Source organism: Streptomyces sp. NPDC001868 (assembly GCF_040297125.1).
In the GTDB taxonomy this organism is placed as follows: domain Bacteria; phylum Actinomycetota; class Actinomycetes; order Streptomycetales; family Streptomycetaceae; genus Streptomyces.
Window position 1 is genome coordinate 45883 of the sequence record NZ_JBEOYO010000028.1, and the last position, 12263, is coordinate 58145.

A 12263-nucleotide genomic window follows, 5' to 3' on the forward strand; every position below is an offset into this window, starting at 1 on the left:
GCCCCCTTGCACGGGGGAGTGAACGGATCAATGCCCCGATCGCACGACCGAAACACCCGTCGGTCATCCGAGCCGTCAGTGATCGACTTCATCCCGGACACGGGCCAGCCGTTGCTGGAGCCTGAGATGCCGGAACTCGTAGTGCGCCCCGGACTGCCGGAGCACACCCCGACGGTGGGCCTCGTCGAGGAAGGCCATCAGCCGCCAGGGCAGCTTTCCGGTCAGGGCCAGCCAGCAGCGGGCCACGGCGAACTGGGCCCAGGCGCTGAGGGCGAGGGCGGCGGTGCCGAGAGGGAGCCAGAGCTGGATGGTGGCGGTGTCGACGGAGTCCGGCAGGCCGCGCAGACGGGACAGCAGGAGGCACACCCCTCCGGCCGACACCGCCACCAGCGTGGCCCGTGCCAGGGACGCGAGCCGGTCCGTCCGCAGGGTCGCGCCCGGACCGGCGGCGCGCATCGGTTCGGACGGGATGTCGAGGGCCCGGTACAGGCCGGAGGCGAGGCCGCCCAGGACGCCCATCAGAACGCCGACGGGGACGAGGGATACGAGGCGACCCAGGATCATCGGCGCGGGGGCGTCGTACGCGAGCCAGGCCCGGGACCGCAGGGGCAGCTCGGAGAAGAGGCCGGCCGCTTCGGCCGTGTCGTGCCCCGCGATGTCCGCTCTCACCGTGCCGTCGGAGCCGATGAAGGTGACGTACGCGGTGAAGCGGTCACAGGTCCGGGTCGCCGTGTGGCAACCGAGCGGGGTGAGGTGCCCGGGGTACGCGGCGGTCGCGTCGGACGAGGTCGAGTCCACGAGAAGCAGGGGGATCGCGTGGAGGGAGGCGACGACACGGGTGCCGTCCGGCCGTACCTCGTGTGCCCAGGTCGACGACCGGTGGCCGTCGAGGTCGGGGGCCGAGGCCACCCGTGCGGCGCCGACGGCTCCGCAGACCGCGCCGAGCGCGAGGACGAAGCACATACCGAGGGCGAGACCGACGGCGAAGCCGCGCAGGGCACCCGCCAGGAAGCGCCCGAAGAACTGTCGGCCGTAGCTGCCTGCCCCCGTCGTGCGGGCCGAGGGACGCTGCCCGGCGACGAAGAAGATCGCACCGGCCGTGACACAGGTGAGGGCGGCGATCGTCGACCACGCCGAGTCCGCCGGGCGGACGAGCGGCGAGCCGAACAGGGGCAGCCCGGCGGCACACGCCAGTACCGCACCGCCGGTTCGTGCGGCCAGGCGCCCCCCGTGGCTGCCGCACCACGGGAATCCGAGCGGTTCCGCCCGGCGCGGCAGTCCGGCGGCGGAGAAGAGCATCATGAGAAGCACTCCGATGGCGACGCCACCGGAGAACTCGGGCAGCAGACCCTCGGTGCCCGAGCGTGGCCGGAAGCCGAGGAAGCCGGTGTCGGTGACGCCGAATCCCACGCCGATCCCGGTACAGACCACGAGGAGGAAGAGCAGGCGGCTGCGCAGCGGCACTCGCCGGGCACCGCTTGACGCGGTGCGGGGCAACAGCCACACCAGGCCCACGACAAGGCCGAGCAGATCGCCGAGAAGGTTGGCCACGAGCGTCGGCCAGCCGCCCACGACGAAGAGGCTTCCCGTGCTGCCCGCGGCCGGCACCACCAGCGGCAGGGCCGGCGCGAACATCGCGGTCAGGGCGAGCAGCGCCACGGCACCCACCCGCACCACCGCGGGCAGGCCGGCGTACAACCCCCACCATGCGAAGCGTCCCGTACCCCGCCGCTCCAACTCCCGGGCCAGCCAAGCGAGTCGGCGTTGCGCGACCGCCCCCCGCCGGGCGCCCTCGACCGTGCCGCCCGCCCCGAAGGCGGCGGGTACGAAGGCGTCCAGCAGATGCGCCTCGATCCGGTCGGTCGTGCCGAAGCGGCGGGCGTCCAGCAGTTCGGCCGGGTCGCGGGGGGCACCGTCGCCGTACACCGTGCGTGCCAGCGCGACCATCAGTGGCGAGGAGAGCGTCTCGCACAGCGCGTGGGCGGCCAGGCCGCGCGGCTGTGGGCGCAGCGCGCTCAGCACGGGCGTCCAGACCGTTCCCCGTGTGCCGTCCGGGAGTCGCACGGGGCGGGCCGTGCGTTCCAAGTAGGCCGCCGCCTCCGGCAGGTCGAGCGGCAGCAGTTCCACCACCTCGGCGCCGGTGAGCACGTCGTGCGTGGTGACCGCGTCGCGCCAGGCGGAGGTCCGGGAGGTCAGCAGTACGGGGAGGTCGTCGTCGAGTTCGGCGTTGAGAGCGCGCAAGGCGTTGCCGCGTACGGCGGGCGGCAGTTCGTCGAAGCCGTCCAGGACCGGCAGGACGAGGCGCGCGTCCAGCAGTGCGGCGGCCAGGGTGCCGCCCTCGGCGGCTGCCGCCAGGGGCCGGTACTCGGCCGCCAGCCGCCCGGCGAGCCAGGCGCGCAGGCCGGAGGTCTCCGGGTCCCAGGTGGTGAGGGGGAAGACCACGGGGACGGCGGTGCCGGGCTCGCGCTCGTTCAGGAGGTCCAGTGTGAAACAGGTGGCGAGGACGCTCTTGCCGGAGCCGGGGGCGCCCAGCACCACCAGGCGGCGCGACGGCACGGAGGCGAAGGCCCGGGTGACGCGGCTGAGTGTGTACCGGCCGTCCTGCGGGGTGGGCTCGGGCCCGCCGCGGTGGATGTTGCGGGGGTCGTCGCGCAGCAGCCGGTCGGCCGTGCGCCAGCGGGTGTTCAGGGGTTCCGGGTCCTGGAGGCGCCGCAGACGTGCCTCTTCGGACCACTGCGCGCGCACCGCTCCGGCGAGCGCGTCCGCCGCTCGGACCCGGTCCTCCGCCGGGTCGGCGGGTACGGCGGTCCCCGTCTGGTCGCGCAGGGCGTCCGCGAGCAGCGCCGTCACGGACACGACACCGCCGATGACCGCCACGACAAGACTGGGACCGGCGTAGGCATCCGACGACGATCCCGAACGGTCGAGCGCCGACTTGAGCGTGACCGCGAGGGCGACGAGCGACGCGCACCCGATACCGATCCACAGCCCGCGCACGGCCGCCCGTGCCTGTCGCCCCCGCATGACGCACCTCCCGTTCCGGTTCACCCCTGCCCCTGTGCGGGCCGACAGGTATGAAAATCGCCGTTCCGCAAGGGAGAACGACTCACGGACGGCGCACGGGAAGTGTCGGTGGGGGCGTGTGGAAGCGGTGGGGGAGTGTGGCGCTACGGGGGCGTGCCCCGTACAACGTGGGCCGGGAGCCTCACAGCGTCGAGCGCAGCCACTGCTCCACGCTCGCGATGTGCACCGTGGCCCAGGAACGCGCGGCGTCGGCGTCGCGGTCGCGGAGGGCCGCCAGGATGGCGCGGTGCTCGTGCAGGGTCCGGCTGACGGCGTCCTCCTGGGTCAGGCCGCGCCAGATGCGGGCCCGGGTCGTGGGACCCGACAGCCCGTCAAGGAGCGAGCAGAGCACGGAGTTTCCGGAGCTCTGCACGATGCCCTTGTGGAACTCCAGGTCGCAGGCGACCAGCTCCTCCACCGACGGTTCGGTGCCGAGCTTGTCCAACTGGGAGGCCAGCGCGTCCAGTTGCTGTTCGCTGATCTTCAGTGCGGCCATCGCCGTCGCCGCCGGCTCCAGTATGCGGCGCACGGCGAGGAACTCCAGGACGGTGTCGTCGCGGTGGAAGTCGACGACGAAACTCAGTGCTTCGAGGAGGAGTTGGGGATCGAGGCTGGTGACATAGGTGCCGTCGCCCTGCCGTACGTCCAGGATGCGGATCAGCGACAGGGCGCGTACGGCCTCGCGCAGGGAGTTGCGGGACAGCCCGAGATCGGCGGCCAGCTCGCTCTCCTTCGGGAGCCGGTCGCCGGGGCGCAGCGCGCCGGAGACGATCATGCCCTTGATCTTCTCGATCGCCTCGTCGGTGACTGCCATCGCGGACTCTCCCTGTCGTTCAGACCCTGCGTTCAGACGTCCGATGTATCAGGCCATTATGCGGGCTCCAGCACCTCTATCAGGCCAAAGCCTCCAGGTCGGCCAGGGCCGCGGCCTCGTCGAGGGTGGTGAGGACGCGCTCACGCATCAACACCCGCCCCTCGACGACCGTGTCGCGCACGTCCGCCGAGTGCGCGGCGTAGGCGAGGGTGGACCACGGGTCGTGGCGCGGGCGCAGATGCGGTCCGCCCAGGTCGAGCACGATCAGATCGGCCCGTTTGCCGGGCTCCAGGGAGCCCAGGTGGTCGCCGAGCCCCAGCGCGCGGGCGCCCTCGATCGTCGCCATGCGCACCGCCTGCTCGGCGCCGACCGCCGTGGGGTCGCCGGCGGCCTTGTGCACCAGCGCGGCCTGCCGTACGGCACCCAGCACGTCCAGTGTGTTCGAGCTGACTGCCCCGTCTGTGCCCAGCCCGACGGTGACGCCCGCGCTCAGCAGCCGGGGCACCGGGGCGATCCCGCAGCCCAGCTTCAGGTTCGACACCGGGCAGTGCGCGACCGAGGTCCCGGTGCGGGCCAGCGCCGCGATCTCCGGGCCGGTGAGATCGACCGCGTGGGCCAGCAGCAGATCGGGGCCGAGCAGCCCGAGCGAGTCCAGCAGCTCCACCGGACGCTTGCCGTGACGGACCTCGACGGTCGCGACCTCGGTGGCGTTCTCCGCCGCGTGCAGGTGCAGCAGCGCCCCGAACTCCCTTGCCAGGGCGGCGATGTCGAGCAGCTGGTCCGGGTCGAGCGTGTACGTCGAGTGCGCGAACAGGACCGGGCGCGTCCCCGGCCGGCGGGAACGGTCGGCGAGGTCCCGCCGGGCCCACTCCAGCCGCTCCCCGTACGCCAGGCCGTCGGCGGGATCGGGCACGTCCATGAAGGTCGGGCCCGTGTGCAGCCGCCAGCCCGTCTCCCGCGCGACCCGCTCGGCCGCCTCGTGGAACCAGTACATGTCCAGCGCGGACGTCACCCCGGCCCGCAGGCTCTCGGCGATCGCGACCCGCACCGCCGCCGCCACGTTCTTCGGCGACAGCAGCTGCGCCTCCCACCGCAGCACCCGCTCCAGGAACCCCTGGAGGGTGACGTCGTCCGCGCGCCCCCGCAGAAGGGTCATCGCGAGGTGGGTGTGGGCGTTGACGAGCCCGGGGAGCACGAGACAGCCTTCGGCGTCGATGGTCTCCGCCGCCGTGTACGCCGTACGGCACTCCTCCGCCGGTCCGACCGCGACGATCTCGCCGTCGCGGACGGCGACGGCCCCGCCCCGTACGAGAGTTCCGGCCCGGTCGATGGTCAGGACGTCACCGCCGTGGACCAGCAGGTCGACGTGCTCGCTCACGCGGCGTCCCCCTCGAAGCCGTCGCCGTCCTCGAACCCGTACTCCTCGGTCAGCAGCCGCAGCGCCTCCAGCGCGACGACCGCCCCGCGCTCCACGCCCAGTGCGACGACCTCGCGGTGCGGGTCGTAGCCGCCGGTGGTCTCGACGTCGACCAGTTCGTCGGCGTTCGCGCCGTCCACCACGAGGACGCCGCCCGCGACCAGGCCCCGCAGCGAGGCCGTCACATACAGCGCGGACAGTTCCATCTCGATGGCCGCCAGTCCGGCCCGGTCGTAGGCGTCGAGCGGGATGAGACCCGGCTGGAAGGCCGCCCTCGTCCATACGATGCCCCGATGGTGCGGCGCTCCCACCTCACGGGCGGCGCGCTGGAGCGCGAGGACCGCCTCGGGGGCGGAGACCGCTGGGTACTCGGGCGGCAGCAACTGCTGGGTCACCCCGTCGTCGCGCACGGCCGCCTCCGCGATGACGAGGTCGCCGTCGCCGATGCCCGGCTTCATCGCGCCCGCCGTACCGAACCGCAGGAAGGTGCGGACCCCCGCGTCCGCCAGTTCCTGGAACAGCAGGATCGCGCCCGGGCCGCCCACGCCGTGCGAGGCGACGACGACCGGCACACCCTTCCAACTCCCGCTGAACACCCGGTACTCGCGGTGGTACGACACCTCCTCGGCCCCGTCGAGCAGCGCGGCGACGGCCGCGGCGCGTGCCGGGTCGCCGACCACGACCGCGCGCGGCGGCAGCCCGGTGCGGGGTATTCGGGTGACGGGCAGGAGGCCGAGGTCCTGTGTCATGTGGTGGCTCCAGTGCTGTCGGTACGGGTGGTGCTCCTGGTGCGGCGGCGGGCCGTCGTCAGGAAGAGGGCGCCGAGGGTGACGACGTACGGCGCGGCGTCCGTCGCCTGCTGCGGCAGGCCGAGCCCCTGCAGGCGGAAGCCCGCGGCCTCGGCGACACCGAAGAGGAGCGCGGCGAGCAGCACGCCGAGCGGCAGCGCACGGCCGAGCATCACCGCGACCACGGCGATCCAGCCCCGGCCCGCCGTCATGTTCTCGGAGAACAACGTGACGTTACCAAGGGCGAGTTGGGCGCCCGCGAGCCCGCACAGCACACCCGAGACGAGCACCGCCGCGTACTTGTACCTGGCCGGGCTCACCCCGAGCGTCGCCGCCGCGTCCGGTGCCTCGCCGACCCCGCGCAGCCTGAGCCCCCATACGTGCCGGGACAGGGCGAGCGCGGCGACACCGACCGCCGCCCACGCCAGATACGCCAGCGGGGAGAGGCCACCGATCAGCGGGAGTCCGGCGAGCGACGGATCGTCGAAGGTGCCCTGGACGCCGAAGACCGTGCGGAGCAGGAAGCTGGTCAGGCCGACGGCGAGCAGGTTCATGGCGATGCCGAGGACCACCGCGTCGCCGCGCAGCGTCACCGCGCCGACGGCCAGGACGAGGGAGTACGCGGCTGCCGCCAGGGCCGCCGCGAGGACGCCGAGCCAGGGGCTGCCGGTGAACCAGCTGGTCGTCACGGCGGTGAAGCAGCCCAGCAGCATCATGCCTTCGAGGCCGATGTTGAAGACGCCCGCCCGCTCGCACAGGGCGCCGCCGAGCGCGGCCAGCAGGATGGGGGTGAGCGCGCGCAGCGCGGACATGAGGAGATCGGAGTCGAAGAACATCACACGGCCGCCTTCCGCCGGTCCCGCCCGCCGAACCACCGTCGCGGGAACCACTGTTGCGGGAACCGCAGTCGGGCCGCCAGGAACACGATGACGATGGCCTGGAGGACCTGCGTCAGCTCGCGCGGCACCTCGGTCGTCCGCTCCATCGACAGCCCGCCGACCTGGAGGACGGCGAAGAAGAACGAGGCGAGGAGCGTGCCGAGCGGTGCCGCCGCCGCGAGCAGCGCGGCCGTCAGACCCGTCCAGGTGTAACCGGGGGCGGTGAGCGAGCCGTCCAGGAAGCGGTACGGGAAGCTCAGCACCCCGATCGCGCCCACCAGCCCGGCGAGCGCGCCCGACACCGCCATCAGCCGCAGCGTCAGCCCCGCGCGCTCCACCCCGGCGTACGCGGTGAAACGCGGGTTGAGGCCGGTCATCCGGATCTCGTAGCCGAGCGCCGTGCGCCGGTCGGTGAACCAGTACACGACCGCCGCGAGGACCGTGAGCAACAGCCCGACGGTCACCGTCGATTCCCCGAACGCGGGCAGTGCCACGCCCTCCGGGAGCCGACGGGTCTGGGGGAGGCTGGAGCCGGGCTCCTTGAGCGGGTAACGGGCCAGATAGGAGGCGAGCGACACCGCCGGGTAGCTCAGCAGAAGGCTGCTGACCAGCAGAGGAACACCGAGCCGGTTCTCGCAGAGCGCGGCGAGGGCGGCGTACGCGGCACCGGCCGCCATGCCCGCCAGCAGGGCCAGGACGACGGTGAGTGGCGCCGGGAGCGGTGAGTACAGGCCGGTGACGGCCGCGCTGATGCCGCCGAGGACCAGCTGTCCGTCGCCGCCGAGGTTGATCAGTCCGGCGCGCAGCGGGATCGCGAGCGCCAGGGCCATGCCCAGCACACTCGTGCCGGTGCTCAATGTGGCGCCGATGCCGTCCGCGCCGAGCGATCCGGTGAGGACGGCGCCGTACGCGGTCAGCGGGTCGGCGCCCGTACCGAGCAGGAACAGGGCGCCGATGAGGACACCGGCGAGGACGGAGAAGGCGACGGGGGAGCGCAGGGCGCCCACCAGCCGGGCCTTGGGTATCGGGTTCATGTCAGTCCCCGGCCTCCACCGGTCGCGCACGGTCGTCGCTGTCGCTGCCACTGCCCGCCATCGCGAGCCCCAGCACGCTCTCGTGCGCCTCGGCCTTGTCGTACGCGGCGGTCACGCGACCCTCGTACATGACGAGCACCCGGTCCGACAGGCCCCGGATCTCGCTCAGTTCGGCGGAGACGAGGAGGACGGCGTGACCGGCGTCGCGGTGGGCGACGAGCTGGTCGTGGATGTTCTGGACGGCCCCGATGTCGACACCGCGGGTGGGCTGCTCGACGAGCAACAGCGGTGCGTCGTGGGCGAGTTCGCGGCCGATGAGGAGCTTCTGGAGGTTGCCGCCGGACAGCGCCGACGCGGGGACGTCCGGGCTCGACGCCTTGATGCCGAACCGTTCGATCAGGCGGCGCGCGTGGTCGCGTACGGCGGTGGGCGGGAGCAGTCCGAGCCGGGACCCGGACGACAGCGACGTACGGTGATGGCCCATCGCCAGGTTCTCCGCCACGGACGCGGCGGGTGCCGTACCCACCGCGTGACGGTCCTCCGGCACATACGCGAGGCCCCGGGCGCGCCGTCGCGTCGCCGAGGCGTGTGTGATGTCCTCGCCGCGCAGCCGGACCCGGCCCGAGGCCACCGGGCGCAGTCCGGCGAGGGCCTCGACCAGTTCGCTCTGGCCGTTGCCGGCGACCCCCGCGATACCGACGATCTCCCCTGCGCGGACGGTGAGCGCGACACCGCGCACACCGTCGGTGGTGAGGCCGTCGACGTCCAGGATCACTTCGCCGGGCGTGCCGGTCGCGTGGACGCGGTCCAGTTCCACGGCGCGGCCCGTCATAGCCGCCGCGATCGCGTCGGCGGTCGTGTCGGCGGTGCGCAGCCGGGCGACGACCCGGCCGTCCCGCAGGACGGTCACGTTGTCGCTGCCCTCCAGCACCTCGCGCAGCTTGTGCGTGACGAGGATCACCGTACGGCCCCGCGCCGCGAGCGACTTGAGCACCGTGAACAGGGCGTCGGCCTCGGCGGGCGTCAGCACGGCGGTCGGCTCGTCGAGGATGAGGGTGCGGGCGCCCCGGTGGAGGAGCTTGAGGATCTCCACGCGCTGGCGCAGCCCGACGGGCAGGTCGCCGACCCGGGCGTCCGGATCGACCACCAGGCCGTGTTCCGCGCCGAGTTCACGGACCCGGAGGCGGGCCGCGGCCCGGTCCACCAGGCCGAAGCGGCGCGGTTCGGCGGCGTACACCACGTTCTCGGCGACCGTCAGCGAGTCGAACAGCTTGAAGCTCTGGTGGACCATGCCGAGCCCGGCGGCCATCGCGTCGGCGGGCCCGGCGAAGGACATCTCGCGCCCGTCGACCCGGATCGTGCCGGCGTCCGGGCGCTCCATCCCGTACAGCACCGACATGAGCGTCGACTTGCCCGCGCCGTTCTCGCCCATGAGCGCGTGGATCTCGCCGGGGCGGACGGTCAGGTCGACGGAGTCGTTGGCGAGGGTGCCGGGGTAGCGCTTGGTGATGCCGAGGAGTTCGACGGCGGCCGGGGCGGCGGTGGCGGTGCCGTGCGCGGCAGCGTGGGTCGCCGGGGCGTCGTCCGTGGACGCCCCGGCCCCCGCCGGTTCGTCAGGCAGCCGCGGGGTCATCGACCTTCAGCTCTCCCGACACGATTCGGTCGCGCAGCGCCTCGACCTTCTCCAGCACGTCCTTGTGGTCGGCGATCACGCACTGGGAGGACTCCACACCGTCCTCCAGCCCGGTGAGGCTGATGCCGCCCTCCTTCAGGCCGTACGACACCGTGCCCACCTTGCCGTCGAGGACCTGCTCGATGCCCTTCTCCACGGCGACGTCCGTCCGCTTGACGACGTTGTCGACGACCGTGCCGGGCGCGGAGGGGCACTGGTTGACGTCGACGCCGTACGCGAACGCGCCCTTGGCCTTCGCCGCCTCGAACACGCCGTAGTTGCCCGCCGCCGCGGCGGCCATGATCTGGTCGTAGCCCTTGGCGAGCAGGGAGTTGGCCTGCTCCTTGGCGCGGGCGGAGTCGTCGAACGGGGACTGGCCGCCGACGAAGCGGGTCGAGGTCTCCGTCTTGGCGGCGACGTGCTTGGCACCGGCGGCGAACGGGTCGCTGAAGCGGCGGAACTGGGGCGTGTCCAGCACGTCCACGGCTCCGACCTTGCCGCTCTCACTGAGCAGACCGGCCTCGGCGCCCGCGAGGAAGACGCCCTCGTGCTCGCGGAACACCGCGCACGACACGTTCTCGAGCGTCTTCTCCGTGCACGCGTCCACCAGCAGGAACTGCTGCTTCGGGTGGGCCTCGGCCTGCTGTGCGACCAGGTCCGCGAACTCGAAGCCGACCAGCACGATCACGTCCGGCTTCTCGTCCACGGCGGCCTGCACGTTCTGCTGCTGCGAGGCCGAGTCCGTGGACTCGTAGACCTTCTGCGAGCCGTCGTGCGCCTTCGCCGCCGCCTTCACACCGGTGACGGCGGCCTTCAGGAACTCGTTCTGGCCGACGGCGTCCGGGGTGACGAGCGTGAAGCTCCTGCCGCTGCCACCACTGGCGGCGCCGGACGCGTCGTCCTTCTGCGCGGCCGCGTTGCAGGCGGTGGCCAGCAGGACGGTGCCGGTGGCGAGGGCGGCCAGTCGCAGCGGGCGCCTGGATCTGCGGGAGAGACGGGTGACATCGATGACGTCGGCGGTGCGGGACATCGGGGGCGACCTTCCGGAGGGTGCGGCAAGGGCCGGGATCGTCGCCGTTGACGAGCCCTGGGGAGGGAGGTGGAGCGAGGTGTGGATCCGTGTGGGGGAGGAACGGCGGGGCGCCGACGTGGTCTTCGCGACCGGGTCAGCGGCGACAGCCGTCGCTCGCGCAGCGGCCGTGGTCGAGGAAACGGCGCAGGGTGAGCAGCACGGATCCTCCTTCACATCGGCCTTCGGGCTGCGGGCGGTGCTGGACTGTAACACCGCTTTCCGGACGCACGCCCCGCTGTCTCGAACTGTGGTTCCTGACGGTTCTTCGAGGTCATGTACGGTGTCGGGCACCTTCGGAACACCAGGAGTGCCCCGCTATGCCCCAGGAACTGCGCGCCGTCGACTGGGCCGGAAACAGCCTTGCGCTCATCGACCAGACGGTCCTGCCGCACCGCACCGAGACGGTCGAGATCCGCGACGTCGACGCCCTGGTCGCCGCCATTCAGCGCCTCGTCGTCCGCGGCGCGCCCGCGATCGGCGCGGCGGGCGCGTACGGGGTGGCGCTCGCGCTGCTGGAGGGCGAGCGGGAGGGCTGGTCGGCCGAGGAGGTGCGCGCCGCCGTCGCCCGCGTCCGTGAGGCCCGGCCCACCGCCGTGAACCTGATGGTGTGCGTGGACCGCGTCATGACCCGCTTCGACGAGGGGCTGGAGGCGGTGCTGGAGGAGGCCGCCGCCGTCCAGCGCGAGGACGTCGAGGCGAACCGGGCGATGGGGGTGTTCGGCGCCGACTGGCTGCTGAAGCGGGTGGGCGTCGACCGTCCGCTGCGGGTGCTCACCCACTGCAACACGGGCGCGCTCGCAACCGCCGGTTGGGGTACGGCACTTGGCGTCATCCGTGAACTGCACGCGCGCGGCCGTATCGAGGTGGTGTACGCCGACGAGACACGTCCCCTCCTCCAGGGATCCCGCCTGACCGCCTGGGAGTTGGTCCAGGAGGGCATCCCGCACTACGTCCAGGCGGACGGGGCCGCCGCCGGCACGATCCTGCGCGGCGAGGTCGACGCGGCGATCGTGGGCGCCGACCGCATCGCGGCCAACGGCGACACCGCGAACAAGGTCGGCACCGTGGGCGTCGCCCTCGCCTGCGCCGACGCGGGCATCCCCTTCGTCGTCGCCGCGCCCACGACCACGGTCGACCTCGCCACCGCCTCCGGCACCGACATCCACATCGAACTCCGGGGCGAGGACGAGGTGTTGGAGTGGGGCGGGGTGCGTACCGCTCCGGCCGAGTCCCGGGGCCACAACCCGGCGTTCGACGTGACACCGGGGCGCCTGGTGACGGGGTTGGTCACCGAGCGGGGCGTGTTGGAGGTCTCGGCGGGCGAAGTGCCGGGCGAGCGCCTGAGGTAGCGGGCGGCGGGCCGAGCGACACACGGATGCCGTCGAGCCCTCGCCGTCGTGGTCGCGCGCCGTTCCGGCGGAGAAAAAGGGGCGGCCGGGGAAAGACAGAGCGGCGGAAGACAGCTGCCGGGACGGGATGTCCATCGGCACTTTCCTCCCGCCGCAGCGGCGCGCAACCACGACGG

At 73.0% G+C, this 12263-nt stretch carries 9 protein-coding genes; 1 reads left to right on the plus strand and 8 read right to left on the minus strand.

The window, feature by feature from the left end:
• Positions 1-75: 75 nt before the first annotated feature.
• The 8 genes from ABT147_RS28455 to ABT147_RS28490 form a co-directional block, all read right to left on the minus strand.
• Positions 76-3024: an NACHT domain-containing protein gene (locus ABT147_RS28455; RefSeq protein ID WP_351411197.1), complete on the minus strand. Its 2949-nt coding sequence runs from the start codon at positions 3022-3024 to the stop codon at positions 76-78.
• Positions 3025-3205: 181 nt separating this feature from the next.
• Positions 3206-3877 (minus strand): FadR/GntR family transcriptional regulator, encoded by a 672-nt coding sequence (locus ABT147_RS28460; RefSeq protein WP_152167661.1) that lies wholly within the window; start codon positions 3875-3877, stop codon positions 3206-3208.
• A gap of 79 nt (positions 3878-3956) precedes the next feature.
• Entirely contained in the window at positions 3957-5255 is a 1299-nt protein-coding gene (locus ABT147_RS28465) for an amidohydrolase (RefSeq protein ID WP_351411199.1), read from the minus strand.
• Positions 5252-6043, minus strand: a complete 792-nt coding sequence (locus ABT147_RS28470; protein WP_351411201.1) for a nucleoside phosphorylase — start codon at positions 6041-6043, stop codon at positions 5252-5254. The genes ABT147_RS28465 and ABT147_RS28470 overlap by 4 nt, the downstream gene beginning before the upstream one ends.
• Positions 6040-6918 (minus strand): ABC transporter permease, encoded by an 879-nt coding sequence (locus tag ABT147_RS28475; protein WP_351411203.1) that lies wholly within the window; start codon positions 6916-6918, stop codon positions 6040-6042. Before ABT147_RS28475 ends, ABT147_RS28470 begins: the two co-directional genes overlap by 4 nt.
• Positions 6918-7994: an ABC transporter permease gene (locus tag ABT147_RS28480; protein ID WP_351411205.1), complete on the minus strand. Its 1077-nt coding sequence runs from the start codon at positions 7992-7994 to the stop codon at positions 6918-6920. The genes ABT147_RS28475 and ABT147_RS28480 overlap by 1 nt, the downstream gene beginning before the upstream one ends.
• 1 nt (position 7995) lies before the next feature.
• Positions 7996-9627: an ABC transporter ATP-binding protein gene (locus ABT147_RS28485; RefSeq protein WP_351411208.1), complete on the minus strand. Its 1632-nt coding sequence runs from the start codon at positions 9625-9627 to the stop codon at positions 7996-7998.
• Entirely contained in the window at positions 9608-10696 is a 1089-nt protein-coding gene (locus tag ABT147_RS28490) for a BMP family ABC transporter substrate-binding protein (protein ID WP_351411210.1), read from the minus strand. The genes ABT147_RS28485 and ABT147_RS28490 overlap by 20 nt, the downstream gene beginning before the upstream one ends.
• 359 nt (positions 10697-11055) lie before the next feature.
• Between ABT147_RS28490 and mtnA the strand changes: the two genes are divergently transcribed.
• The gene (gene mtnA / locus ABT147_RS28495; RefSeq protein ID WP_351411212.1) at positions 11056-12087 is read left to right on the plus strand and encodes an S-methyl-5-thioribose-1-phosphate isomerase; all 1032 of its coding nucleotides are present in this window, start codon (positions 11056-11058) and stop codon (positions 12085-12087) included.
• Positions 12088-12263: the final 176 nt, after the last annotated feature.